25 protein-coding genes are annotated in these 26,535 nt (G+C 45.4%); 15 read left to right on the top strand and 10 right to left on the bottom strand.

The features are described from left to right. Nucleotides 1–11: 11 nt before the first annotated feature. From I592_RS12650 to I592_RS12635, 4 genes are all read left to right on the top strand, one after another. Nucleotides 12–479, top strand: a complete 468-nt coding sequence (locus I592_RS12650; protein WP_010779808.1) for a PTS sugar transporter subunit IIB — start codon at nucleotides 12–14, stop codon at nucleotides 477–479. 27 nt (nucleotides 480–506) lie between these two features. After that, nucleotides 507–2,081, top strand: a complete 1,575-nt coding sequence (locus tag I592_RS12645; protein ID WP_010779809.1) for a PTS system mannose/fructose/sorbose family transporter subunit IID — start codon at nucleotides 507–509, stop codon at nucleotides 2,079–2,081. Nucleotides 2,082–2,095: 14 nt separating this feature from the next. Next, on the top strand, nucleotides 2,096–2,806 hold the full coding sequence (locus I592_RS12640) for an N-acetylmannosamine-6-phosphate 2-epimerase (protein ID WP_211272730.1): 711 nt from the start codon (nucleotides 2,096–2,098) through the stop codon (nucleotides 2,804–2,806). A 97-nt stretch (nucleotides 2,807–2,903) separates the two neighbouring features. Then, nucleotides 2,904–3,755, top strand: a complete 852-nt coding sequence (locus I592_RS12635) for a MurR/RpiR family transcriptional regulator (protein WP_010779811.1) — start codon at nucleotides 2,904–2,906, stop codon at nucleotides 3,753–3,755. A 104-nt stretch (nucleotides 3,756–3,859) separates the two neighbouring features. Here the strand turns inward: I592_RS12635 and I592_RS12630 are convergent, their stop codons facing one another. The 4 genes from I592_RS12630 to I592_RS12615 form a co-directional block, all read right to left on the bottom strand. Further along, nucleotides 3,860–6,529: a cation-translocating P-type ATPase gene (locus I592_RS12630; protein WP_010779812.1), complete on the bottom strand. Its 2,670-nt coding sequence runs from the start codon at nucleotides 6,527–6,529 to the stop codon at nucleotides 3,860–3,862. Nucleotides 6,530–7,308: 779 nt separating this feature from the next. After that, nucleotides 7,309–8,382, bottom strand: a complete 1,074-nt coding sequence (gene pepA / locus I592_RS12625) for a glutamyl aminopeptidase (RefSeq protein WP_010779813.1) — start codon at nucleotides 8,380–8,382, stop codon at nucleotides 7,309–7,311. A 19-nt stretch (nucleotides 8,383–8,401) separates the two neighbouring features. After that, a complete protein-coding gene (locus I592_RS12620; protein WP_010779814.1) occupies nucleotides 8,402–9,142 on the bottom strand; it encodes a class I SAM-dependent methyltransferase in 741 nt (246 codons plus the stop codon). A 131-nt stretch (nucleotides 9,143–9,273) separates the two neighbouring features. After that, nucleotides 9,274–10,713 (bottom strand): amino acid permease, encoded by a 1,440-nt coding sequence (locus I592_RS12615; RefSeq protein ID WP_010779815.1) that lies wholly within the window; start codon nucleotides 10,711–10,713, stop codon nucleotides 9,274–9,276. A 226-nt stretch (nucleotides 10,714–10,939) separates the two neighbouring features. Between I592_RS12615 and I592_RS12610 the strand changes: the two genes are divergently transcribed. Next, nucleotides 10,940–11,365 carry a GNAT family N-acetyltransferase gene (locus I592_RS12610; protein ID WP_010779816.1) on the top strand — a complete coding sequence of 142 codons (426 nt, stop codon included), beginning with the start codon at nucleotides 10,940–10,942 and terminating at the stop codon, nucleotides 11,363–11,365. A 26-nt stretch (nucleotides 11,366–11,391) separates the two neighbouring features. Here I592_RS12610 and I592_RS12605 read toward each other — a convergent pair whose 3' ends face one another. Together I592_RS12605 and I592_RS12600 are read right to left on the bottom strand one after the other, a co-directional pair. Further along, nucleotides 11,392–12,090 (bottom strand): DUF554 domain-containing protein, encoded by a 699-nt coding sequence (locus I592_RS12605; RefSeq protein ID WP_010779817.1) that lies wholly within the window; start codon nucleotides 12,088–12,090, stop codon nucleotides 11,392–11,394. Between the two features lie 149 nt (nucleotides 12,091–12,239). Then, nucleotides 12,240–13,673 (bottom strand): amino acid permease, encoded by a 1,434-nt coding sequence (locus I592_RS12600; RefSeq protein ID WP_010779818.1) that lies wholly within the window; start codon nucleotides 13,671–13,673, stop codon nucleotides 12,240–12,242. Nucleotides 13,674–13,939: 266 nt separating this feature from the next. Between I592_RS12600 and I592_RS12595 the strand changes: the two genes are divergently transcribed. Beyond that, nucleotides 13,940–14,527, top strand: a complete 588-nt coding sequence (locus I592_RS12595) for an ATP-dependent Clp protease proteolytic subunit (RefSeq protein WP_010779819.1) — start codon at nucleotides 13,940–13,942, stop codon at nucleotides 14,525–14,527. A 162-nt stretch (nucleotides 14,528–14,689) separates the two neighbouring features. Further along, nucleotides 14,690–16,249: a PucR family transcriptional regulator gene (locus tag I592_RS12590; RefSeq protein WP_010779820.1), complete on the top strand. Its 1,560-nt coding sequence runs from the start codon at nucleotides 14,690–14,692 to the stop codon at nucleotides 16,247–16,249. A gap of 40 nt (nucleotides 16,250–16,289) precedes the next feature. On the opposite strand, the gene I592_RS12585 is transcribed toward I592_RS12590, so the two are convergent. Both I592_RS12585 and I592_RS12580 read right to left on the bottom strand, forming a co-directional pair. Beyond that, a complete protein-coding gene (locus tag I592_RS12585) occupies nucleotides 16,290–17,315 on the bottom strand; it encodes a threonine aldolase family protein (RefSeq protein WP_010779821.1) in 1,026 nt (341 codons plus the stop codon). A gap of 111 nt (nucleotides 17,316–17,426) precedes the next feature. After that, nucleotides 17,427–18,110: a metal-dependent hydrolase gene (locus I592_RS12580; protein WP_010779822.1), complete on the bottom strand. Its 684-nt coding sequence runs from the start codon at nucleotides 18,108–18,110 to the stop codon at nucleotides 17,427–17,429. A gap of 117 nt (nucleotides 18,111–18,227) precedes the next feature. On the opposite strand from I592_RS12580, the gene I592_RS12575 reads away from it, so the two are divergent. Then, nucleotides 18,228–18,878 (top strand): B3/B4 domain-containing protein, encoded by a 651-nt coding sequence (locus I592_RS12575; RefSeq protein ID WP_010779823.1) that lies wholly within the window; start codon nucleotides 18,228–18,230, stop codon nucleotides 18,876–18,878. A 77-nt stretch (nucleotides 18,879–18,955) separates the two neighbouring features. Here I592_RS12575 and I592_RS12570 read toward each other — a convergent pair whose 3' ends face one another. Next, nucleotides 18,956–19,432, bottom strand: coding sequence for a YbaK/EbsC family protein (locus I592_RS12570; RefSeq protein WP_010779824.1), 477 nt, complete (start codon nucleotides 19,430–19,432; stop codon nucleotides 18,956–18,958). A 126-nt stretch (nucleotides 19,433–19,558) separates the two neighbouring features. Here I592_RS12570 and I592_RS12565 point away from each other — a divergent pair, with 126 nt between their 5' ends. The 5 genes from I592_RS12565 (at nucleotide 19,559) to I592_RS12545 (ending at nucleotide 23,761) form a co-directional block, all read left to right on the top strand. Next, on the top strand, nucleotides 19,559–20,515 hold the full coding sequence (locus I592_RS12565) for a sugar-binding transcriptional regulator (protein WP_010779825.1): 957 nt from the start codon (nucleotides 19,559–19,561) through the stop codon (nucleotides 20,513–20,515). A gap of 160 nt (nucleotides 20,516–20,675) precedes the next feature. Beyond that, complete coding sequence (locus tag I592_RS12560; protein ID WP_010779826.1) at nucleotides 20,676–21,356, top strand: fructose-6-phosphate aldolase; 681 nt, start codon at nucleotides 20,676–20,678, stop codon at nucleotides 21,354–21,356. Between the two features lie 135 nt (nucleotides 21,357–21,491). Next, a complete protein-coding gene (locus I592_RS12555; protein ID WP_010779827.1) occupies nucleotides 21,492–21,854 on the top strand; it encodes a YbgA family protein in 363 nt (120 codons plus the stop codon). 62 nt (nucleotides 21,855–21,916) lie between these two features. After that, a complete protein-coding gene (locus I592_RS12550) occupies nucleotides 21,917–22,855 on the top strand; it encodes an NADP-dependent oxidoreductase (protein ID WP_010779828.1) in 939 nt (312 codons plus the stop codon). Between the two features lie 162 nt (nucleotides 22,856–23,017). Next, nucleotides 23,018–23,761, top strand: coding sequence for a cyclase family protein (locus tag I592_RS12545; RefSeq protein ID WP_010779829.1), 744 nt, complete (start codon nucleotides 23,018–23,020; stop codon nucleotides 23,759–23,761). A 15-nt stretch (nucleotides 23,762–23,776) separates the two neighbouring features. Here I592_RS12545 and I592_RS12540 read toward each other — a convergent pair whose 3' ends face one another. Next, complete coding sequence (locus tag I592_RS12540) at nucleotides 23,777–24,508, bottom strand: NADPH-dependent oxidoreductase (RefSeq protein WP_010779830.1); 732 nt, start codon at nucleotides 24,506–24,508, stop codon at nucleotides 23,777–23,779. 275 nt (nucleotides 24,509–24,783) lie between these two features. Here I592_RS12540 and I592_RS12535 point away from each other — a divergent pair, with 275 nt between their 5' ends. Together I592_RS12535 and I592_RS12530 are read left to right on the top strand one after the other, a co-directional pair. Next, on the top strand, nucleotides 24,784–25,053 hold the full coding sequence (locus I592_RS12535; protein WP_010779831.1) for an ACT domain-containing protein: 270 nt from the start codon (nucleotides 24,784–24,786) through the stop codon (nucleotides 25,051–25,053). A gap of 12 nt (nucleotides 25,054–25,065) precedes the next feature. Continuing rightward, on the top strand, nucleotides 25,066–26,409 hold the full coding sequence (locus I592_RS12530) for a PFL family protein (RefSeq protein WP_010779832.1): 1,344 nt from the start codon (nucleotides 25,066–25,068) through the stop codon (nucleotides 26,407–26,409). The last annotated feature ends 126 nt before the right edge of the window (nucleotides 26,410–26,535 follow it).

Here is a 26,535-nt window from a genome sequence, read left to right as displayed (position 1 = left end):
AGGAATAACAAATGAGTATTGCTTTAACTAGAATTGATGAACGGTTGATCCATGGACAGGTAGCTTATTCTTGGTCCGTTGCGTATCAAGTGGACGAGATTGTTGTGGTAGATGATCAAATCGTCAATGATGAGATGCAGAAAATGTTATTAGAAATGGCGGTACCAGAAGGAAGGGCGTTTAAGCTTCTATCAATAATGGAAGCGGTTGATTACTTGAAAGAAAATAACTCTACCAAAACCTTTTTGGTTGTTAAAACACCACAAGTAATCTTAGATTTAGTCAAATCTGGTGTCGCATTGGAGAGTATCAATGTCGGAGGTATGTATTTTAAAGCTGAAAAAGAAGAAATTACAAAGACGGTATATGTAAGTGAAGACGAAAAAATCATTTTCCGTGAATTGGGTACAAAGGGTGTCCAATTGGATTTGAGGACAGCTCCAGGGGACAAATCAATTGATTTATTGACAAAAATTTAATGACGGATAGATTGGGAGGGGTAAAAAATGAGTTTGATGGAAACTCTGTTATTAAGTATATTTGTAGCGATACTCATTACAGAAAATTATGGGTACGGCTATTGGATGATTAGTCGTCCTATTTTCGCAGGACCGCTAATTGGATTGATTTTAGGTGACTTATCCACTGGATTAACAGTAGGTGCTAGCGTTGAATTGATGTTTATGGGCGTGTTACCAATCGGCGGATCAGTACCACCTAATGCTCAGATTGCTGGGATTATCGGAACGATTTATGCGATTCAATCGAATTCTCCAGCTCTTGGTATTTCTTTGGCATTACCGATCGGTATTTTGGCACAGTTCTTGATTATGCTCGCATGGAATTTTAACATTTATCTCGTGCATAAATCAGATAAGGTCATCAAAGCAGGAAATACAAAAAAATTAGAACGATTGCATTTAACTGGAATTTTAGTGTTCTTCTTGGTATTTTTCCTTGCATCTTTTCTAGCCATTCAGTTTGGCAGCGGGTTTGTTAAAAATATTAATGACGCCTTACCAACTTGGGTATCTGGTGGTCTTCAGATTGCTTCTGGATTGCTACCTGCGATCGGGATGGCAATGTTGCTAAAAATGATGGATTTTAAAAAATTTTGGCCGTTCTTTTTGATTGGATTTATTTTATCAGTGTATCTTGAACTAAATGTGTTAGCTGTTTCTTTATTAGGATTAGGAATTGCTGCTGGTATTTCAACGATTGCCCGCAATAAAACGACATCTGATACTTTGACTTCTCAACAGTCAAATGAACAAGAGGGAAGCTTGATTGATAAAAAAGATCTTCATCGCGTATTTCTTCGCTCCTTTTTCTCGATGGCAACTATCAACTATGAACGTTATATTAGTTTGGGATTTGGGTACTCAATGATACCCGCACTAAAGAAACTCTATACAAATGAGGCAGAGTATATTTCAGCACTAGAGCGCCACAATGAGTTCTTTAACTGTCATCCTTATACAACGAATATCGTATTGGGCGTCTCTGTAGCGTTGGAAGAGCAACGGGCGTTAGGAAAAAGTATTACTGATGAAACTATCGCCTCAACGAAAACCGCTTTGATGGGACCATTATCCGGTATCGGCGATTCGGTTTTCAAGGCGACGTTTATGACGATTTTTGCAGCTATCGGAGCTGGACTAGCGCTTAATGGAAATATTTTAGGCCCTATCGTATTTATCGTACCTAATGTGTTGCTAAATATCGCGACGCGCTATTTTGGTGTTGTGTGGGGTTATAAATTAGGCGTCAAATTGATTGCAAAAATGAAAAATTCCGACTTGATCCAGAAATTTGTTCAAGGGGCTACAATCGTTGGTATGATGGTAACAGGATCAATGGTCGTGAATTTTGTCAAAATTCAATTAACAGCACAATGGATGAGTGCTGGAAAACAGATTAAATTACAAGAATTAATGGATCAAATATTTCCGAGTCTTCTTCCATTAATCATTACATTGGTCTTTTATACAGCCTTGATCAAGAAAAAGAAAGCTATTTACTACTTGATGATTGCTTGTTTCGTGATTGGGCTGTGCGGAAAATTTTTAGGAATCTTGTAATGGGGGAAAATATCTTGAGAAAATCAGAAGTATTGGCATCGATCAAGGGCGGTTTAGTAGTTTCATGTCAAGCTAGAAAAGGTTGGCCAATGTATGGCGAAGATATTATGGCTGCTTTTGCTAAAGCTGCCGAACAAGGCGGTGCGGTGGCAATTCGTGCAACTGAACCAGAAAATATTAGGGCTATCAAGAAAGTTATTGACTTACCAATCATGGGTATTTATAAACAATGGTACGAAGGCTATGAGGTTTATATTACACCGACTTTTGAAAGTGCTGCGGCTGTTGCAGAGGCTGGGGCATCAATCATTGCAATAGATGGAACAAAAAGGACGCGGCCTAACGGTGAGAAGCTAGATGAGATCTGTGCAAGAATACATGAATCGTATCCCGAGGTATTGATCATGGCTGATTGTGATACTCTCGAAAACGGAAAGTACGCTGAAATGTGTGGTGCAGATATTGTTTCTACTACTTTAGCGGGGTATACTGAGGAAACGAAGACAGAAAATGAGTTTAATCCAAATTTGATCAGTGAAATGAAAAAAGAGCTGAAGGTGCCTATTGTTGCAGAGGGACATATTGCAACAATAAATGAATTGATTGCTGCTTATGAACATGGAGCGTATTCTGTAGTTGTAGGAACGGCTATCACAAGACCAGAAATAATTACAGAGCGTTTTGTTGAAGGGTTGAGCGTTTTTCATCAGACAACATCGGTTTAGAGGCAGAGTTGATTTGAAAAGGCTGCTTTGTACAGATGTAAATTTGCTACACTCATAAGGAAAGCGAAGGGTTAATATACATTAGGAGGAACTACCAGTGAGCTTGATTCAACAATTAAAGTCACAAGACAATTTTACGGAAACTGAAAGAAAGATTGCAGACTATACACTTGATAATTTAAAAAAAATCTCTCGTATGAATATCAAGGAGTATGCTTTGGCGGCTAAAGCCAGCGAAGCGAGCGTTGTTCGTTTTTGTAAGCAGCTAGGAATCAAAGGTTTTCGCGATTTCAAATTAGAATTGAATCAAGAACTCACTTTAAGTGAAAAATCAGATAAATTCAACATTGTTCGAAAAGAACACGTAGGGGAGTTATCTGTTCAAGATATATTTTTTAATACGTTGGAATTGGATAGATTGGCTGTAGAGCAATTGGTCAATACGTTAGATTTGAAACAAGTAGAGCTTCTTGTAGAAAAAATTCAGTTAAGTGAACGAGTCGTTACTTACGGAGCGGGCGCTTCCTCGATGGTAGCTGAAGACTTGACACATAAATTTACAAAGCTTGGAATCAACACTTTTTTTAATCGCGATTTTCACTATATGTTGTCACTTATTTTAAATATGACTAAAGGAGATATTTTCATAGCTATTTCCACCACGGGTGAGACAAAAGAAGTGCTTGAATTAACCAAAATAGCAAAAGAACGAGGCGCGTATGCCGTCGCGATTACGACTTTACAAAAGTCTTCTTTATCTAAAATGGCAGATGCGTCATTATACACACCCGTACTTGAAGAATATTTTCGTGTAGCGAATATGGCGACCCGGATCTCGCAATTAGCGGTGATTGATGTCCTTTATATGAGTCTTTATGAACAAATGGGGGATCAAATTGTCGATAAGTATTATGAATTGCGTGATTACGTTAAGCGATTTCGTAAATAATAAACATTAAAACAAGAGGGGACGTACCAGCAAGCGCTGATACGTCCCCTCTATTTTATCGTAACCTATTTATTATTTTCACCGTATGCACTCTTTATTGCTATTTACTGCTTATGCACCTGTGCTTCGCCTTTTGGTTCTTGTACCTTCACTAGAATCAATTTCGTGATTTCCATCAAGAGGACCGCAGAAGCGGCTAGCGCTAAGGCAATTCCGATTTCCTTTAGCGCAAAGGCTGTAGGGATCGCAAAGACTTCACGCAGACCAGGCAATAAGGTCAGACTGAACAATGCGGCACAGACGACGATGGCAAGTAAGACCATCTTGTTTGAGAGAAATCCAACTTGAAAGGCCGTTTGTGTATTCGACCGAGCCGCAAAGGTTTGCAGCGTACGGCTGAGAATCAATGTCGAGAAGGCCATTGCGACACCCATTTCAGGAGACTGTTGATTTCCTAACCATTGCGCGATGATCACTGCTAGAGCGATCAAAATTCCACGGTAGGTAACGGAGATCAGGGTCTTGCCGGTAAAGATACCGCTGTCTGGATCTCGTGGCTGACGTTTCATGATGGTCGGCTCGGCTTTTTCCATGCCTAAAGCGATCGCAGGCAGTGAGTCGTTCACAAGGTTGATAAAGAGCAATTGCAGAGCCGTGAAGGGGTTCGCCCAACCAATCACCAGCGCAAAGATGATGGCGATGATGGCACCCAAGTTTCCGGCAAACAAGTAAGCAACGGCTTTTTTGATATTATCAAACACATTCCGTCCTACTTCGACGGCTTTGATGATGGAAGCGAAGTTGTCGTCGGTCAAGACCATGGCCGCGGCGTCTTTGGCGACATCGGTCCCGGTTCCCATCGCGATCCCAATATCCGCCTGCTTCAGAGCGGGGGCATCATTGACCCCGTCACCGGTCATAGCAGAAATTTTTCCTTTGTCTTGCCACGCGCGTACGATCCGAATTTTATTTTCGGGGGAGACGCGGGCGTAAACGGTGACTTGTTCCAAGCGTTCTGTTAGTTCGGCTTCAGATAACTGATCCAATTCGGCACCAGTCAGCGCAAGATCGCCTTGCTGGAAGATCCCGATTTCCTTGGCGATCGCCACAGCAGTCGTCTTGTGGTCGCCGGTGATCATGACCGTTTGGATACCCGCAGAGTTTGCGTCTGCTACTGCTTGGAAGACTTCTTCCCGCGGAGGATCGATCATTGCTAATAAGCCGACGAGGACAAGCTCTTCTTCGTCCTCTAATGACAGGTCGTCTGTTGCAAGTTCTTTATAGGCAAAGGCTAAAACACGCAGTGCCCGTTCAGAAAAGGCTTCGTTTTGTTTTTGGAAACGAGCTTTGACCTCTGGTGTGAAAGCCACGACTTGTCCATCTAGCAGAACCTTTGAACTGCGTTCGAAGACGATGTCTGGTCCACCTTTTGTGACCATGGTTTTTTTCTGGTCAATGGTGTGGAGCGTCGACATCAGCTTGCGGTCAGAATCAAATGGCAGCTCGGCTTCTCGTGGGTATTTTTTCCGCAGTTCCCGATAAGATTGGTTTTGTTTTTCACTGTAATCAATCAAAGCAATCTCAGTCGGGTCGCCTAATTTTGTGCCGTCTTCACTGATGGTCGCATCGTTTGCCAGTACGCTGATCTCGATCAGCCGCTGTTCATCCGCTTCCCATTGTTTTGGATCCTTCGAAAACTCGCCGCTTTGTCCATCAGCCAAGAAATGGTCCACGACCGTCATTTTGTTTTGGGTCAGGGTACCTGTTTTGTCGGTACAAATAATACTGGTCGATCCCAAAGTTTCCACAGCAGGTAGCTTCCGAATGATGGCGTGCTGCTTCGCCATTTTTTTCGTTCCTAGAGAAAGAACGATCGTGACGATCGACTGCAGGGCTTCTGGAATGGCGGCAACCGCGACGGCAACCGCGAACATAAAGGCATTGACGATGTCTTGCGTCATATCCGTTGAACCATCTAGGAAAACCCGCATTAGCTGAACGCCTAAGATCACTACGGATAGAACCAAAATCGCGAGACTTAATTTTTTACTGAAGCGATCCAACCCACGCTGAAGGGGTGTTTTTTGTTCGGTCGTGGATTCCAATAGGCCCGCTACTTGACCGATCTCCGTGTCGCCGCCAGTCGCGGTGACTAGGAACTTTCCTCGACCGTAAGTAACGATCGTGCCGCTGAAGACCATATTGATCCGATCACCAATAGGAACATCGCTGGTTAACAGCGTAAGCTCCTTTTCAGCCGGTGTCGATTCTCCCGTCAACATTCCTTCATCTACTTTCAAGGAACCCTCTTCCAGCAAACGCCCATCCGCCGGCACATAGTCGCCAGCTTCTAAGATCACGATATCGCCGGTGACGATGTCTTTTGCTGGGATGCTCTGTTCCTGTCCGCCGCGAAGAACGCTGGCATCTGGCGCAGAAAGTTTTTTCAACGCGTCCAATGAGCCCTCCGCCTTCTTCGTCTGGATGACACTTACGAACGAGTTCAGCAGCAGGACGGCGAAGATCACGATGGATTCCACATGGGCGCCCATGATCATTTGAACGACTGCTACGATCAGCAAGACGATCACCATGGCGTCCTTAAAGGTTTCTAAAAAGAGTGTTAGAGATGATTTTTTCTTTGCTTCTTTTAACTGGTTAGGGCCGTTTTCTTGCAGCCGCTGTTGTGCTTCGGCTGGGCTCAATCCCTCGGTCGACGAGTGGAAATCCGTCAGCAGTTCCTCTGTTTCTTGTTGATACGCGTGTTTTGTCAATGTAGGTCCTCCAATAATTTTTATTTGCCTTGATTAGGTGTATTTGGCAGTTGATAAGTAATAGGTGCGTAGGGTTAATCCACTTAATAGCGGCTAGCTCATCCTTTTTCTAGAACCGTGAAAAATGAATCTATCTTCGCTGCGCATACGATTCCACTAACGTACTGAAGTACGAAGTGGAACTCACAGCTAGCTCTCAGGGCTAAGAATTCATTTTTTCAAAGAGCGAAAAAATGACCTTATTTTCGTACGCCTATCATTTTTCTAATCACGCGAATCTTCTCTAAAATTATGTTGATAAATTCTTAAAAGAATTTATCGGGACTTTCGAAGATATATCATTCTACTAACCTGCTGAAGCAGGAAGTAGAACTGACAAAGCGTGAAGAAAAACTGACAGCTAGCTCTGACTAAGGGGATCCTTTTTCTAGAACCGTGAAAAATGAATCTATCTTCGCTGCGCATACGATTCCACTAACGTACTGAAGTACGAAGTGGAACTCGCAAAAAAAGAGACCCAAGGCAAGTGTTTAAACTTGTCTTAGGTCTCACCATTTCATACGATACCAGAAAACCATCGCTGGTTAACTTACTGTTGATATCACAACAACAACGTTGCCGGTTACTCCCCTAAGGAGTTATTAATATGTTTAAATCCTAACGGAAATCAATTTCAATTGCAAGATTTATGCTGTCTTGTCTGGATCGCGCATGGAGCGAAGCAGAGGCTGGCCTTGGTGTAGGCACTTTTCCATAGATATTTATTTTTTATTAAGCGGTTAGTTGCCAGCGACGATCGTTTTGATCGTGCTTTCGTCCAAGCCTTTTAAAACGTGGATCAGCATTTCTCGAGCGGCATCAAAATCAGCGATGCTGAACATTGTTTGGTGGGTATGGATATAGCGTCCGCAAACACCGATCACGGTACTTGGAATGCCTTCATTCGCAGTATGCGCAGCACCGGCATCAGTTCCGCCTTTAGAAACAAAGTATTGGTAAGGGATGTTGTGAGTTTCGGCGGTATCCAATAAATATTCCCGTAAGCGTGGCAGCAGGATCATGCCGGGATCTTGGATACGCAAGAGCGTGCCTTCCCCTAAATGTCCGAAGGTGCCATTGGATGTCACTAAATCATCCGCCGCAGAGCAGTCCACCGCGAAGAATAGATCGGGTTGGAATTTTGTCACAGCAGGTTTTGCCCCGCGCAAGCCAACTTCTTCTTGGACGTTGGCGCCAGCGATCAAGGTATAATCCAATGTTTCTTTTTGTAGAGCTTCCAAAGCTTCCAGCACAACAGTACAGCCATAACGGTTGTCCCAAGCTTTACTGATAATATTTTTGCCATTTGCAGTCTTGACTGTTTCGGTTTGCGGAACGATCGTATCGCCTGGCAAAACACCGTAAGCCAAGGCTTCGTCTTTTGATTCAAAGCCGGCATCAAATAAAATATCTTCGACTTTGACTTGACCTTGTCCGCTGGTTCCCCGTAATAAATGCGGCGGCACAGAAGAAGAGATACATGGATAATTGCCTTTAGCAGTTTTTAAGGTAAAGCGTTGAGCAGAAACCACATAAGGATTCCAGCCGCCTAATGGCACGACTTTAAATAATCCCCGAGGCGTGATCTCTGTCAGCATGAAGCCGACTTCGTCCATATGCGCTGCCACCATTACACGTGGTTTGCTTTCATCCGCTTGGCGCAGACCGAAAATACCGCCCAAACCATCTTGCTGCACATCATCCACCAAGGGTGTGATAGCGTCACGCATGTAACTGCGAATATCTTCCTCAAAGCCGCTGGTTCCCTGCAGCTCGGTTAATTCTTTGATTCGTTGAAATGTTTTTTCTTCCATCAATGGTCCTCCTCAAAAGTTAAAATCCGTTCTCATTATAAGCCTTTGGTACCTGAAAATAAATCAATTCAAAATCCAAGAATTGCTGATTTACACGTTCGTTCTCGTCGCCAAAGGTCTTTTGCGTGATTTCCGCCAAGGCTTCTGTAGAGAAATCATCCGCAAAATAGTCTTGGAAAAATTCACGGCTGACGGTTTCGCGACTAGTATAGGAAAAGCGTTTTGTTCGGTAGGAAAGGTTGCGCGCGGACAAAAAGTCCTTATAGCGTTCGTTTAACAACAGGTCTGGATTCGACTCCTCATAAGGTGAGAAAAGCAGGTCCTCGTCCTTTACTACTCGCAATAGCAAACACCAGCCTCGGCTGAGTTGGCAAAAGGCGAGCAGCTCTTCCTTTGTTTGCAGTGCTGGATTCATGGCAGAAAAGGCCACGTCGTAACGCTGTTTATTGGTCGCGAGAAAAGCCTCTTGCGTTTGCTTGATCAAGCGAACGTTCGCGTCGGCTTTTGCCTTGGCGATCTTCAGCATTTCCCTAGAAAGGTCTACGAGGTCATAGTGCGCCGCGTATTTTTGCAGGGAAGGCAGATAACGACCTGATCCACCAGCAAGATCCAAAAAGCTCTGGCAGGGAAGGATGTTTTCCTCTAGTAAAAAATCCCGCAGCTCTTCGGCGATCGGAAATATGGATTCTTGTTGAATTACTTCATACTCTTCGGCAAATTCATCCCAAAATACTTCGAGCTCGTTTAAATAATCAGACATAAGAACCTTCTTTCTAAGAAACGATTGTATCCAGTATACACTGTTAAAAAATGAATGAACATTTGAACGAACCAAAAACATCTCCAGCCGCTTCTTCAGCAGAAAACGGCGGAGATGTCAGGCGTGCAGATTTACAACACTTTCTGTTGCTCGCGTTTGGCGATCATTGGTAAGATCATCCCTAGCAGGATCAAGACGATCGGTGTCACGATATTGGAGACGAGCTGGAACATCCAAGAACTAGGATCGGCTGCATAATCGACTTTCGGCAGCATCCCTAAGATACAGGCGAGGATGGTAAAGCCAAAGCACCAGAAACCAACGGCGAAACCAAGCTTCGGATTTTTGATAAATTTGTATTCCGAATGAAATTTTTTGTATTGCGCGTTCAGCATCATGTAGGCGAAGAAGACCCAGATGTAACGCATCGGCATCACGATGGAATTGAGATTGGTCAACCACTGTACCAAGATACTCATACTCTTGATCCCGAAGATCGGTAGGATAATGATGATGCTCACCAGAATCCCCGTCAGCAAGTAGCCGTTGACCAACGTTCCTTTCTGATTGCGTTTGCGAAGCCATTGTGGAACATACTCAGGGTCAGCATCTGAAAGGAGGATCTTCAACGGCGCGTCGATCGAGAAGGCCAAGGCGGAGGATTGCACCGCGGTTTGAGCCAAGCCATAAATGATCATCAGAAGATTGCCGACGCCTAGATGATTTCCTAAAATTTGGAAGGCGCTGTAAGCACCATTGGCCATCAAATCATCTGGAATGTTGTTGCTGTCAAAAAGCATCCCCATCGCGACGGAGCCAAGGACAGCACTCAGGCCGATCATAGTGGCCATAAAAATCATCGCTTTTGGAAAGTTTTTTGTCGGACGGTCAATGGAATTGACATACGGCGAGATCTTTTCCGCACCGCCGACCGCGAAGACCAGCATGGAGATCGTCGCGAAATAATTCAAGTTGAAGTTTGGGATGTAGGTCTGAACATCCCCCATATTTGGCGTGGCGACTTTGAACGCCGGATCGATAAAAGGAACGACCATCGCCAACAGGATGAACAAAATAGACATGATCAGCATCCCGGAGCCGGCGACACTTCCAATGACCTTCAGCGTCGTCAAGCCTTTGGTAGAAAGAAAGAGGAAGATCAGAAAAATGATCAATGAAATAATGGCGACGACTTGCACACTCATATTCGTGGCAACATCCCCATTTCGTTTGAAGACCCAGCCAAGAGCGATCAGTACCGATTGCGGCTTTTGAGCCAAATAGGTGATATGCACGACCCAATAGGTCCAGGCAGCATAATAGGCCACCTTCCGTTTGCCGGTGGTTTCCTTGACCCAGGAGCTGACCCCGCCGGAGCTGGTTTTAAAGGTAGAGCCCAATTGTCCAACGATCAAGGCGTACGGAACAAAATAGAGCAGCATGATCAATATCCAAGAAACCACGACAGAGATGCCCTGCTGCGCGTAATTATTGACCACATTCCCAAAGCCCCAAACCATACTGAAAGCGATCATGGAAACAGTGAACCATCGAATTTTCTTATCAGCCATTATTTTTCTTCCCTTCCCATAAAAAGTAACAATTAACAATACAATATGTAAAGCGCTTTCATCTATGTTATTAAGTATAAAGAAAGATCACTTAAAAATAGCTGATTTTATAGAATTCTAATGACGAATTTTTTTCTTCCTCATTTTCATGTCATTTTTGTCTTTTTGCAGAAAAATGATAGAATAGCTTTTGATAGAAAGACGATTTGAAAAGGGAGTGAATAGATTGGAGATCAAACAAAGTGACAGGGACACCTTGCTCCCGCTATTGGATCGAGTTTTTGAGCAGCAGCACGAAGGCGTATTTGCCGATCGATTGCCAGAGGACAAGGAGCAGGAAATCGCCTTTGGTGCATGGGCGGCAGGCAGGCTGACGGGCGGGATCGTCGGGAAACGGCAATACGACACCCTGCATATTTCGTTGTTGGGTGTTGAAGAAGGCCAGCAGAAATCAGGTATGGGGTCAAAATTGATCCAAGCGATGGAAGCGTGGGCGGTGGAGGAAGACGTGAAGACCCTCACGCTGACCACCAAAGCCTATCAAGCACTGGGCTTCTATTTGAAGCACGGCTATGAGGTCTTTGGAGAGTTGGCAGATGTACCGATGATGGGAACGACAAAATATTATTTGGCCAAAAAAATAAACAGGTGAGGGCGGAGACCCTCATCTGTTTATTGTTAAAAGTAATAATATTGAACTACTAAGATAGCGATCAAGACTAAAATTCCCGGTAAATAATTAGAGACACGGATTTTTGTCAGCTTCATGACATTCAAGCCGATCGCTAGGATCATCAATCCGCCGATCGCGCTGATCTCGTTCATCAAGCTGTCTAATAATTCCTTCGGCAAGTAGCGAACGATCACACTGGCAAAAATCGTGATCGCCCCTTGATAGAGCAGCACGGGAAAAGCGGAGAATAGGACGCCGATCCCCAAAGAAGCCGTGAGCATGATCGACATGAAGCCATCCATCACCGCTTTTGTGAAGAGGGTCTGGTGGCTGCCGGTAACACCGCTCTCAATCGCCCCGATGATCCCCATCGATCCGATCACGTAGATCAACGTCGCAGTAACGAAGCCCTCCGCGAAATTACTGTTGCCGCGAGCAAAGCGATTTTCCAAAAATAACCCTAAACGAGTCATGGAGTCTTCGATTTTTAAAAATTCTCCGATCATTCCTCCGAGACAAATACTGATAATGATCACGATAAAGGAACTCGCTTGCATCGACATTTGGATCGCCAAAGCGACGACGCCCAAGGAAATCCCCTTTGTGACAGTATCTTTCGTCTGTTCAGTGATATTTCGCAGGACGATGCCCGAAAAACTTCCTGCGATGATAGCGAGACAATTCACTATTGACCCCAACAACATAGTATTCACCCATTTCTATGATTTCGATTAAAAAAATATGAAAGCATGTTTAGAAATCATCTTACCACGAGCGCGCTTCTTTTTGAATAGGCAGAAAAAAAGACTGTGTCTTCGTTGGAGACACAGTCTTGAAGCGAATAAGGATCTAATTAAACCGCTTTTTCTCGTTCCCGTTTTGCCAAGGCAGGCATAATGAAGCCTAGACCGATCAGCACGGCGATCCCGACAATGTTGATGATCAGTTCATGCCAAAAGAGGCGTGAACCGTAAGGCGCATCCTGGGGCAAAACACCAAATAAGGTGGCGATGATCGTGACCACTAAGCACCAGCCGCCGACGAAGACGGCCATTCGATCGTTTTTAATGAAGACATACTCCGATTGGAACTTGCGGCTGTCTAAGCGAATCCGAATGAAGGCATAGAAGATCCAGCAAGTCACACCTGGGGAGATGATCCCGTTAAGATTCAACAGCCAGTTGAAGATGTCATTCATCTCAGGCAAGAAGACGCCTAATAACAAAATGAAGGCACTCAAGGCAGTCGTTAAAATGTAGCCATTGATCGGCAGGCCTTCATCGTTTAATTTCGTCAGTTTTTTCGGCATGAATTGTTTTCCCGTATCCGAGATGAGCATCCGAGTCATGGCGTCCAATAAGACAGCCAGCAAGGCGCACATATAAATGATTTGTGTCACCGCAAAGACGTACATCAGCGTATTTCCTAAATGAAAGAATTCACCCAAGCGCTGAAACGCATAATAGGAACCGTTCATCTTCAGATTTCCCGGTAAATGATGGGCATTGAAGAAAACACCCAAGGAGAAGGACCCGAAGACGGTCAAGAAGATCGTCATGACCGTCAGCATGATCATGGCCTTCGGAAATTCCTTTTGCGGCTTTTTCATGCGTGTGACAAAGGGGGCCACCAGCTCAGCGCCGTTGATGGCATAGATCAGTAGGCCGATCGTCGTCAAATAATGAAGATCAAATTTAGGGATGAGTGCCCCTAGATTCATCGGCTGTGTTTCAATGTGACCGTTCGGCATAAATAGAGACGCAAAGGTCATAAAGACGAACAAGAGCGCCATGATGAACATCGCACCACCACCTAATGTACTCAATACTTCCAATGATTTTTTGAAGTGGCGCTGCAAGAAAATAAAGGCTAAAAAGACACAGAAGGTCAGTAGCGCAAACATGGAATTGGACATTTTGTCCTCCATGGAATCATTGCCGTTGACCAGCCAGCCAAAGCCGACCACGACCGCATTGGCCGTATCGACGACATAGGGGATCGACGCTGCCCAATACGTCCAAGCCGTGAAATATCCCAAACGATCGCCGCTGGTTCCCCGTACCCACGAGGTCAGCCCGCCGCCTTCATGATTGAAGACCGATCCTAATTGACCTACCATCAATGAGTAAGGAATGACATATAATAGCAATAAAATAATCCAAGAGGTGATGACTCCCAGCCCTTGATTGGCAAAGTTATAAATAATATCATCAAATCCGATGACAGTAACAAACGACATCATGGCAAGCACTGGCCATGAGATAAAGCTTTTCTTTTCCTCGATCATGTAACATGCTCTCCTTTAGATAAAATTATTTCAGCAGAGCAGTCCATGACGGCGGCTTGTTTCGATAGGTCACGATGATCCCCTTTCTGTTCGCAAAATACGATCTATCATCCCACAAAAGAGGGAAATAAGCGAGTAAAAACTGCTTTTTTAGTAGTTTAGCACAGATTCGTTTCTAGGATAGAAGTTGTCTGATCAAAGGCTCTTTCTGTTCAATCCTGATCATATTGGCTATACTGGACCTAGAAGAAAAGGAGGGCGTTTCAATGAATGAATTTTTAGCCGAAGAAGAAATGGAAAAATCGGAAGAAAAAAATCCGATGATGTTAAAATTATTGAAGCAACGTACGATTTTGATTTATGGTGAGATCACCCAAGACTTGGCAAAAGCCGTGACAGAACAGTTGCTGTATCTGTCTGCGATCAATGATGAGCCCATCACGATGTTCATCAACAGCCAAGGAGGACATGTAGAATCTGGCGACACGATTCATGATGTGATCCGTTTCATCAAACCAAAAGTAAAAATGATCGGGACCGGCTGGGTAGCCAGTGCAGGAATCACGATTTATTTGGCTGCGGATAAAAAAGACCGCTACAGCTTGCCGAATACACGCTACATGATCCATCAGCCAGCAGGCGGCGTCCAAGGGCAATCGACAGAGATCCAAATCGAAGCCAAAGAGATCTTGCGTATGCGCAAACGCGTAAACAAACTGATCGCCAAAGCGACAGGCCAAACATTGGAAAAGATCGAAAAGGACACCGATCGTAATTTCTGGCTTTCTGCGGAAGAAGCAAAGGACTACGGCATCGTTGGAAAAATCGTCGAATCCGATTCAGCTGTAAAATAATCAATGAGTAAACAGAGATGGGAAAACCCCGTCTCTTTTTTTGCTTTTAAATAGAGAAAATCGGTTATTTTTGAAGAAAAATGGATAGACAAGAAAAAGTGAATCTGATAAGGTTAGAAGAAAAATAAAATTTGATGTGAAAATTTTAAGGAGGAAGAGGTTTTGGGAGCAAAATTAAAAGAGTTACTAGGATTGCCTTCATTGCGCGATGCTCAATTAATGAGTGGGCAAAATTGTTTGAACCAAACAGTCACATCGCTGTCTTTTTTAGATATTTCAGATATGGACGACTACCTGCCAGTATTTGAGACCAACGAGTACCACTCAGGCGAGCTGGCCCTGACTTCTTTTTTCAACATCAAAGACGACGTGGCGAAGCAATGTGAGACGATCCAACAGCTGCACAAAATGGGCGGCTTAGGGATCATTCTCTATTATGTGGGGATCGTGATCCCAAGACTGTCCTCTGAGGTCATCAACAGGGCGGAGGACTTGGACTTCGTCATTATCCAAATGCCTAAAAATCAAAACCAGATTCGTTACAGTGAAGTGATCGTAGAGGCGACAGCCGCGATACTGAAGGAACGAACGACCGAGAATATCGTGAATGAAGTGCTGGAAAAGGCCTCGCTGCTGCCAGAGCATCTGCGCAATGTAGAAGTAACGCTGAAGCTGCTCTCTGATTTTTTGCGGATCAACATTTTATTGATGAATCCTGATAACGAAAGGATTCATCAGGTCAAATGGCCGCGGAACTCTTCAACAGATCTGGAGCGGCTGGTGAGGCGCGTTGCCCTAGAGGACGGCGATCAAGTCTCAAAAGATGAATTCTCGATTTTTTACAAGGAGCTCTACCACAAGGAAAATGGATTGCTGCGTTTTTATTTGTTGAAGGAGCACGAGCTGTTAACAGAATTTGAGTGCGGTCAATCTGTCGAGCTGTTGCAGGTCGCGATGAACTTATGGGGGAAAAAACACGGAGAGATCAGTGAATATGCCTTGATACGGGCGATTTTGAATGATGAAAGCGAAAAAATGTATCGCTTGGCGAATCATTTGAAGATCGACGTCAAGGGGATCGGATTGATGTGGCTGCTGCAACTGAATGATCTGAGGGAAGAGAAGGCCTTGAAGCAGGACATCCTGTCCTATGCATCTAAATTTTATGGAACGTGCGTCGCCCAATTGATAGACGATCAATTGATCGTGCTGCTGGGAGATTACTGCCACAATGATTCTGAGTTGGAATTGGGCGGCGTGTATGTCGAGAACAGCCCGTACCAAGAGATGATCGACAGCATCGTTTTGTGCCCGCGACTGCGGAATACAGCAGATGTTCGTGCCACCTACCAGCTAGTCAATCGAGTGGGGCTGCAACTGCCGAAGCTGTTTCACGGGAAAAAGAGCTTTTCAATCAGTGAGATCCGGCAAGTTGCTTATGCGAGTAAGCTGATCCAGGCAGGCGAAGCTGAGATCGAAGAAACCTTGAATGTGCTTGGTCCGATCATGGACAGCAAAGAACAGCTAACGACCCTGTGCAGCTTTTTACTGGATGCAGGAGCAGACTTCCAAGTGTGCAGTGAGCAATTGTTTATCCACAAGAATACGGTGAAATACCGAATCAAAAAAATCAGTGAAGCGTTAGGCTATAACGTCATGCGCTTTTCCGAGAGCTACGAATGTTATGTCGCTTGTCTGACACTGCGGCTGATTGGTTTATAAAAAAGAAGCGGCTCGATCGTTGATCGAAACGCTTCTTTTTTTATAGTAAAGCTACTAGCGCACGGACATCGGCTTCTTCGGTCGCCCAGCTCGTTGCGAAACGAATCACGGTGTGGCTGTCGTCGTAGGCTTCCCAGAAACTGAAAGCGACAGACTTCTTCAGCTCTTCCATTTGCTTGTTTTCCAAAATGATGAATTGTTGATTCGTAGGAGAGTCCAAGTAGAAGCGGTACTGCTTTTCAGCCAATCCTTGTTTCAGCAGCATCGCCATGGCGATCGCGTGTTCACTGATCTTGAAATACAATTGATCCGTGAAGAGCGTATCGAATTGCAGCCCCAGCAGGCGTCCTTTGGCCAACAGCGCACCTTGCTGTTTCATGTGGGCGACAAAGTATTCCGGCAAATTATTTTTCGTGAAGACGATGGCCTCGCCTAAAAGAGCACCGACTTTGGTTCCGCCGATATAGAAGACGTCGCAGTATTCTGCGATCAGCGGCAAGGTCAAATCAGACGCCGGACTAGCAAGTCCGTAGCCTAAACGAGCGCCGTCTAAAAAGAGCGGGATGTTGTATTCACGGCAAACCCCAGAGATAGCTGCCAATTCGTCCTTTGAGTACAACGTGCCATACTCGGTTGGGTGGGAGAGATAGACCATGCCAGGGAAAACCATGAATTCCCGATTGTCATCTCTCCAAAAGTTTTCAAGCAAGGTGCGGATTTGCGCTGCGGATATTTTCCCGTCAGTCTGGGGAAGACTCAGCACCTTGTGGCCTGTAAATTCGATCGCGCCTGTCTCATGTGTCGTGATATGACCGGTCTCTGCCGCGATGACGCCTTCAATTTTTTTCAGTAAAGAGGCGATGACTAAGGCATTGGTCATCGTTCCACCAGCGATAAATTGGACATCGGCTTCAGGGCAAAGACAGGCCTGTCGGATTTTCTCCACCGCAGAGGCAGAGTATTTGTCCCGCCCATACCCGCTTAATTTTTCATTGTTCGTCTCGATCATTCGCTGCAAGATCTGTTCATGGGCACCCTCTAGATAATCACTTTCAAAATTTAACATAAAAACTCCTTTCGGCTTCTCGTAGTCTCTTTCATTGTATCAGAATCTTTGGCTGCGAAAACAAAAAAACGTATGGACGTCGCTCGTCCATACGCGTTAGGAGCCCGTCGCTTAAAGCTCGAGAGTCTCACCGACTGCCATGACTTTACCGACATTCTCCGGCAATAGCTTGACGAAGGCTTCGGGGGCTTGTTTGATGACTGGGAATGTATTGTAGTGGATCGGTACGACTTGCTTGGCTTTCAATCGTTTCGCTGCACTCGCCGCTTCGTGAGGGCCCATCGTGAAATTATCGCCGATCGGCAAGAAGGCCACGTCGATATCAAAGGCGTCACCAAATAGTGCCATGTCGCCAAAATTCGAGGTGTCGCCGGCATGATAGATCGTTTTTCCTTCTGCCTGTACAATAAATCCCGCGGGTTCCCCCATGTAGAGGGTCTGACCGTCCACCTCATAGCCTGAGCTATGTTGGGCGTGGACCATCTTGACGCGGCCAAAGGGAAAATCAAATTTCCCGCCAATATTCATTCCGTGGGTCTTTTTCACCCCGTTCTTTTCAGCAAACGTACAGATCTCCACGATACTGATGATGGTGGCCTCGTTGCGCTTTGCGATCGGCACCATGTCGCCGATGTGATCGCTGTGTCCGTGGGTAACCAAGATCCAATCGGCTGTTACATCCTCTGCGTCTAAGTCGGTCAATGAATTTCCTGTGATAAACGGATCAAACAATAATTTTTGTCCATCCTCCATAACGATGGATAAGACAGAGTGACCATGATACGTGAGTTTCATTCTGCTTCCTCCTCTTTATACCTCTCCATTATAACGAAGTCCCTCTATTATAAGTAAGCTTTTGCTTTCCAATGAAATCGTTTAAACTAGAAGAAAAGCGACTATGGAGGGAAACGTATGAAGCTGACAATGGATTCGAAGGTACAGGCGCAGGGCGTATCACTGGCCTATAGTGTGATCACATTTAAAAACGAGGCCTATAATGAACAGGTGTGGCAGGAATTGCTCACGCCGTTGATCCAGACGATCGAAGCCGAGGATTCGACGGATACGATCAAGGAAGATCCGCAGATCATTGCTGCAAAGAAGGTCTATCGACAGTTAGGAAAAGACCCCGCCCGCTCCAGACCGTCCTCTGACAGCTTGTGGCGACGAGTCGTTCAGCAAAAGGGCTTGTATCAAATCAACGGATTGGTAGATGTAAACAATTATTTTTCTTTAAAATGGAAGGTGCCCTTTGGTTCGTACGATCTTGATAAGGTCACAGAGCCGATCTGCTTAACAGTAGGACCCGCGGAGGCACGCTATGCAGGGATCGGAAATAAATCCGTGAATATCGAAAATTTACTGGTACTGACGGATGAAGAAGGCCCCTTTGGCAGTCCGACAGCAGACGCGACCCGAGGAATGATCCGTGAGGAGACGACACGGGCGTTGGTGGTAGGCTACCAGTTTGGCGGGGAAGCGGTCGTTGACCAAGCAGAGGTGAAAAAAGTTTTAGAAACGGTGTTGACGGATTGCCAAGTGCTGGAACAAGGGTGTATCTAAAAAAACGTCTGGAAGCAAAGAGTAACTGTATCCGAAGAAAAAGGCGCGTGACAAGCTGTTTGCCACGCGCCTTTTTCTTATTCCCAATTTTTGCAGACATCGACCCATTGCGTGAACTGTGTGTAGTTTTCCAGATCTGGGATCGTCAATTCAATGGCGTTGTTCGCACTGCCGCATGCGGGATAGACACTGTCGAAGCGCTTCAAGGATTCGTCCAGATACACGCGGATGCCTGGATTGATCCCGAAAGGACAAACACCGCCGACAGGATGCCCGATCGTTGCTTCTACTTCTTCCGCCTTCAGCATCAAGGCCCGTTCGCCGAACATCGCCTTGTACTTTGCATTGTCGATCTTCGCGTCGCCAGCCGTGACGATCAGAAGACTGTCTCCTGCCTTTTTCAATTTAAAAGACAAGGTTTTGGCGATACGTTCAGGGGCGCAGTCCAGCGCCTGTGCCGCCAGCTCGACGGTTGCGCTGGAGACTGGGAATTCTTGGATGCGATCAGCTATTCCATAATGAGAAAAATACGCTTTTACCGTTTCAACAGACATTCAGTTTCCTCCTTAAAAGCCAATTGATACTGTTTATTTTGTTAATTATTAATGATACACGCTTTACCGAACACAGTAAATCATATTTTGGTAGAATAAAAGAAGAGCTTTCACGGAGGAATGGATATGAAAGAAGATAAAAAGAAATTATTAGCTAAAATTGCTTATATGTATTATGAACAAGAATTAACACAAGCACAGATCGCTAAAGAGCTGGCGATCTACCGGACGACCGTCAGCCGCATGCTGAGTCAGGCAAAAGCAGAAGGCATCGTGGAGATCAAGATCAACCATTTTGACGCGAGCTTGTTCGAGCTTGAGGAGCAACTGAAGCAGACCTTTGGCTTAACTGCGGTGGAGCTGGTTCCGACAGATAACGATGCCAGTGAAGAAGCCAAAGAGGAAGCACTGGCGGAAGCCGCGGGTGCTTGGATTCGCCGGCAGCTAACGGATGAGCTGGTGGTCGGTCTGTCTTGGGGCGCTAGTGTCGGCAGAGCGGTCAATGCCATTGATCCCAAGCAGCTGTCCAATGTCTCGGTCGTTCCAGTGGTGGGCGGCCCCAGTCATATCAATTCACGCTACCATGTGAATACCCTTGTCTACGAATTGGCCCGAAAGTTAAACGGGCACAGTCTGTTTGTCAATGCGACAGTGATCCAAGAAACCAAGGAACTCGCGGAGGGGATCGTTCATTCAAAATACTTTCATGAGTTGCGAGACTACTGGAAACGTCTGGATCTGGTGATCGTCGGTGTCGGCGGTCCTCTGAGCTATCAAAAGAGTCAATGGCGAGATTTGCTGTCTGCTGAAGATTTTGAAGAGCTGAAATTAAGAGAAGCGGTGGGGGATTGCTGCTGCCGGTTTTATGATAGCGATGGGAAGCTTTTGAATGGTTCCTTGAATCAGCGAACCATCGGCATTTCCTTAGAGACATTGGCTGATGTGCCGCAGTCTGTCGGGATCGCCCGAGGGGTCACGAAGGCCCGCTCGATCGTGCCGCTGCTGAAAAAAGGGTCCCTTAAAACGCTGATCACCGATCAAGAGACGGCTCAGGAAATTTTACGACTAAATCAACGAAAGTAGTTTTTTTAAAAAAAGTGCACATTTGTGCGATCATTAAGGAATATTTTTCAGCGAAGGGCGTGGTAGAACGCTTTTCGCTTTTTTTGTCGAGAGAAGGCAGAAAAATCGTCAGCGAGATGCTATGCTTGTCCTATAGAAAAAACAAAGGAGCGTTCTCAACATGGAATTTATGCTAGATACAGCCAATCTTGCTGCAATAAAAGAATTTGCCGACTTTTTACCAATTGCGGGTGTGACGTCGAATCCCTCGATCGTCAAAAAAGAAGGGAAGATCGATTTCTTCCAGCATATGAAAGATATTCGGGGCATCATCGGGGATCATCGTTCACTGCACGTGCAGGTCGTCGCGACAGATTACGAGGGAATCATCAAGGATGCTGAAACGATTTTAGCGAATATCGATCAAAAGGTCTTCATCAAGGTCCCTGTAAATGAGCCTGGGTTGAAGGCGATCAAAGAGCTGAAACGGCGCGGAGTCAACGTCACCGCCACGGCTATCTATACGAAATTTCAAGCCTACTTGGCAATTGCGGCCGGTGCGGATTACATCGCCCCTTACTTCAATCGCATGGAAAATCTGAATATTGATCCTCGGGAAGCGATAGTCGAAATGGCGGAAGAGATCGCCCGGACAGATAGCGATACAAAAATTTTAGCAGCCAGCTTCAAAAATGTTGGGCAAGTCAACGCAGCTCTAGAAAATGGCAGTCAGGCAGCGACAATGGGAGTGGATATTATCCAGCAAGCCTTCGCAATGCCGTCTATCGCACAAGCGGTGACTGATTTTACAGGAGATTGGGAAGCCATCTTTGGTGAAGGAACCACGATCGCTGATTTATAATTCAATGATTTCGGACTGTAGACCCACAGGTGTCTGCAGTCTTTTTTTGGTGGGCGTGATCGGTGAAGGAAGGTCCAAGCCTTTTTCTTCAATAAGGGCCTCAGTGGGTGGTAAGCTAAAGAAGAGGTGAGAAAGATGCAGGAGATCCAAAAAGAATGGGCACAGTGGAAATATTTCGTTATGGCGCGTTCACAAAAAGAGTACCTTGCCTTGCGTCAGCTTTTTTCCGGTAATCACTGGTCAGAGGAAAAGACGGAAGAATTTTATCAGCATTTGGAACGGGTGAAAAAGATGCCTGTTGACTTGAAAGCACAAAGAAATGCGTATGAACACGTCTGGGGTTATTTCAAGAAGACCGCCACACCAGAGGAAAGAGCACAGTTTTTTCTTTTGCTGGAGCAGATGACCGAAACAGAAGACCACGCATTGCCCTACTTAAAAAAATTAGCTGAAACGTATCAATCAGCGTATCTTTTAGACGGGCACTTGTTCGACTAAGCAAATCGTTTCCGATTTTCTGACAGGATATTTATAATGAACCGATATGGAGGGATGTACGAATGGATACACGTGCAATTGTAATAGAAGAATATGGTCATGCAGACCAATTAAAAGAAAGCACCGTCACTTTGCCTGAATTGGGCGAGCATCAAGTATTGGTAAAGGTAAAAGCAACATCAGTCAATCCGATTGACTGGAAGCTGCGTGAAGGATACTTGGCGCAAATGATGCCTTGGGAATTCCCGATTATTTTAGGCTGGGATGTAGCCGGAGAAATCGCGGAAGTCGGTTCAGCAGTGAAGGACTGGCACGTAGGTCAAGAAGTTTTCGCGCGCCCAGAAACAACACGCTTTGGTACATATGCCGATTATGCGATCGTAGACGATCATCTATTGGCAAACAAACCGGCTGCCGTTTCTTTTGAAGATGCAGCAGCGGTGCCTTTAGCAGGATTAACGGCGTATCAAGCACTTTTCACCCACGGAAAACTAAAAGCAGGGGAAAAGGTCTTGATCCATGCAGGTGCTGGCGGTGTCGGGATCTACGCGATTCAGTTAGCTAAGAATGCTGGTGCAACAGTCATCACTACAGCGAGTGAAAAAAATCATGCCCTGCTGAAGGAATTAGGGGCCGATCAAACGATCGATTATCATACTACTGATTTTTCAGAAGTACTGGAAGACATCGATTTGGTCTTTGATACAATGGGCGGCGATGTTCAAGCGGACAGCTTCAACGTACTGAAGGAAAACGGTCGTCTGATCTCGATCGTGAGCCAACCCGATGAAGAATTAGCAAAAACGGTCGCAGTGGCAGAAAGCATCTGGTTGAAGCCAGATGGAGAACAGCTGCAAGAAATAGCTGATCTAATGGCTGAAGGAAAAGTGAAGAGTGTCGTTGGGCACACGTATCCTTTAACAGCAGCGGGTGTAAAAGATGCGCATGAATTAAGTGCGACGCATCATGCAAAAGGAAAAATCGTTTTAAAAAATGACTAATACGAAAGCTGCGCCATTATTTTGGTGCAGCTTTTTTGTGTCTTCTGATTAGTGCACGCTATGAAAACGAACAGACGGAGAGAAAACGAAACAGGATTTGACAGAGGTGCTGTTTATCGGTATCGTTAAAATACAATGAGAACGATAACGAGGAGGAATAGTATGAGCCAGATCACAGAGAGTATTGCCTTTTTAAAAGAGCAACGATGGGTCGACTTGAGCCACAGCATTTCTGGAGAGATCCCTTATTTTCAATCCTTCCAACCGATGCAGGAAAAAACATTGGTCACAGTGAAGGAAGATGGTTTTTTTGCGAAAGAGTACCAGCTTGTTACCCAATACGGGACGCACATCGATGCCCCTGTCCATTTTGTTGAACATCGACAATCTGTCGATCAGTTGGCGATCAAAGATTTCTTGCTGCCTCTAATCGTCATCAATAAAGAAAAAGAAGTCGAAGAAAATCCTGATTATTCTTTGACAGTTGAAGATATCCTTTCCTTTGAAGCCGCCTTTGGAAAGATTCCAGCAGAAAGCTTTGTCGCTTTTGCCAGCGGCTGGTCGAAGCGTTGGAAAAAGGTCGACGCCTTTTACAATCTAGATTCGGAGGGGCAGGCACATACGCCGGGCTGGTCATTGGACGCGCTGAAATTCTTGCATGAAGAACGGCAAGTAACGGCGATCGGGCATGAAACATTGGATACGGATTCCGCGATGGACTGCAAAAAGAATGGCGGCCTGATCGGCGAGCTTTATTGGCTGAAACAGGACAAGTTCCAAGTCGAAGTGTTGAACCGTCTGACAGAGCTTCCTCCAGTTGGCGGTGCGATCTCCATCGGTGTACCAAAAGTCAAAGACGCTCCCGGATTCAACGTTCGCGCACTTGCGATCCTTCCAGCAGAGTAAAAAACAAGGTTTCGTTTAAAAAACGAAGCCTTGTTTTTTTAGGAAGTCCATGGTATCCGCGCGTCTCGGGGAGCCGAAGTGTTGGCGTACTTTGTCTGACCAATTGCTTTCCTGCGTATTCGTCCGACGTGCTTGATAGTAAGCAGTCATCGTTTTATCATAGGCGTCGATCAACTCCGGTGTCATTGTACGATACGTGTTGGTTCCAAGCATCGCAGAAATCGGCATCCGGGGCTTGACCTCGTTTTTTGCAGCAGGGTAGCCAATGAACATCCCGAAGACGGGGTAGGTCAATTCAGGCAGCTCCAGCAATTCTTTGATATCGAACAAGGCGTTTCGGATGCCTCCTACATAGCAGATACCTAAACCAACGGATTCCGCATACACAGCCATCGACTGTGCCGCCAATGTTGCGTCAACAATCGCGACAACTAGCGATTCCATCGTTCGCAGGTGCTCCGTAGCGTCGTTGTGACGGGCTAAAACCTGGGCGTGTTTGTTCAAATCAGCGACAAAAATAGACAAGCTGCCGTTAGTTCCATTATCGACGGGGAAATTTGCGATTTCCTCGATCGCTTTTCTTTTCTCAGGGTCCGTGATCTCAATGATAGAGAAGGCCTGTAAAAAATTCGAGCTGCTGGCGCTTTGCGCGGCTAAGAGCAATTGTTCTTTCAACGGTTGCGACACTGTTTCTTCGGTAAATGATCGAACGGATGAATGATGGATCATCATTTCAAAAAGTTCCATTAAAAAGCCTCCTTTTTTTATCAGCATAATGCTGCCTCCGATAGAAGTAAAGGAGAAAAGCGGCGGGCGTATACATTGTATCGATCATTGACCAAGAGCGTCGAATCTCTGGGTCTTCCCACGCGTACGATCCTACCCTTTCGATAGGAAGTCCGAAGCGAATGTGTAAAACACGAACATTATGGTAAAAAAATCTGATTGTATTCATAATTTTCTAATCGTTTTGTCATCGCTGTGCTATAATGAGAAACAATTATCTGAAGGGAGTTATGCATATGCGTGGCGTAGTAACAGTTATTGGGAAAGACAAGGTGGGCATCATCGCGGGTGTCAGTCAAAAATTAGCGGAACAAAAGATCAATATCCTTGATGTATCTCAAACGATCATGGGTGATTTTTTTACAATGATGATGTTAGTCGATTTGACCAATGCTGAAAAAGATTTTGAAGGGGCGCGAGAGCAGCTTCATGAATTAGGGACAACATTAGGTGTGAAAATCAGTATTCAAAATCAAGAAATTTTTGACACGATGCATAAATTATAAGGAGGGCTCTTTGTGGAGACCAATCAAATACTGGAAACGATTCGAATGATCGAAGAAGAAAATCTGGACATACGGACGATCACTATGGGGATTTCTTTACTAGACTGTATCGATAGCGACAGCGATCGTGCCTGTGAAAGGATTTATCAAAAAATCACAACAAAAGCAAAGGATCTTGTGAAAGTCGGCGAGGCGATCGAAGCGGAGTACGGGATTCCCATCATCAACAAGCGGATCTCTGTGACACCGATCGGGATCATCGCTGCAGCGACTCCGGATACAGATTACGTGAAATTTGCGAAGACGCTGGATAAGGCGGCGAAGGCTGTAGGCGTGAACTTTTTGGGGGGCTTCTCTGCTTTAGTGGAAAAGGGCTATCAGCACGGAGATAAAATCTTGATAGACTCCATTCCTCAAGCATTAGCAGAGACAGACTTTGTGTGTGCTTCTGTCAATATCGGTTCTACCAGAGCGGGGATCAACATGGATGCCGTTGCTCATACAGGACGAATCGTCAAAGAAACAGCGGCAGCTTCTGACTTAGGCTGTGCCAAATTAGTGATCTTTGCCAATGCAGTAGAAGACAATCCTTTCATGGCGGGGGCTTTCCATGGCGTCGGTGAAGCAGATTGCGTCATCAACGTTGGGGTCAGCGGACCGGGTGTGGTGAAACGGGCATTGGAAAAAGTGAAAGGCGAATCCTTTGATGTGGTGGCTGAGACGGTGAAGCAGACAGCCTTCAAGATTACGCGTATGGGACAAATGGTTGGAAAAATCGCTTCTGAACGGTTAGATGTTCCGTTTGGAATCGTGGATCTATCTTTAGCACCGACACCGGCCGTGGGGGATTCAGTTGCTCACGTATTGGAAGAAATGGGCTTAGAAACAGTCGGTACCCACGGAACGACTGCGGCATTAGCGTTATTGAACGATGCGGTGAAAAAAGGCGGCGTCATGGCCTGCAATCACGTAGGTGGACTATCCGGCGCTTTCATCCCTGTTTCAGAGGATGCCGGAATGATCGATGCAGTCAACAACGGCTCATTGACGATCGAAAAGCTGGAAGCAATGACAGCTATTTGTTCGGTAGGCTTGGATATGATCGCAATTCCTGGAGAGACACCAGCGAGTACGATCGCAGCAATGATCGCTGATGAAGCAGCGATCGGTGTGATCAATCATAAGACCACGGCTGTTCGAATCATTCCAGCCAAAGGGAAGAACATTGGGGAAATGGTTGAATTTGGCGGACTGCTTGGACGAGCACCTGTTATGGCAGTAAACGAAGCAGGTTCGACAGATTTCATCGCTCGCGGCGGTCGTATCCCGGCACCGATCCACTCATTCAAAAACTAATCAATAAGCTACCTACGATAAAAAACGAAGCGTGTGTCGACGAGCGCTTCGTTTTTTATCGTGTTCCTTTAGAATTTTACGCACCAAAGATGAAAACGTTTTGTGTTAGAATGAGAGGGATGAAAA

The sequence above is a fragment of the Enterococcus gilvus ATCC BAA-350 genome, from assembly GCF_000407545.1.
Classification (GTDB): Bacteria; Bacillota; Bacilli; order Lactobacillales; family Enterococcaceae; genus Enterococcus_A; species Enterococcus_A gilvus.
The sequence above is the reverse complement of the archived record's forward strand: the minus strand, read 5'-3'. Positions and strand labels throughout refer to the sequence as shown.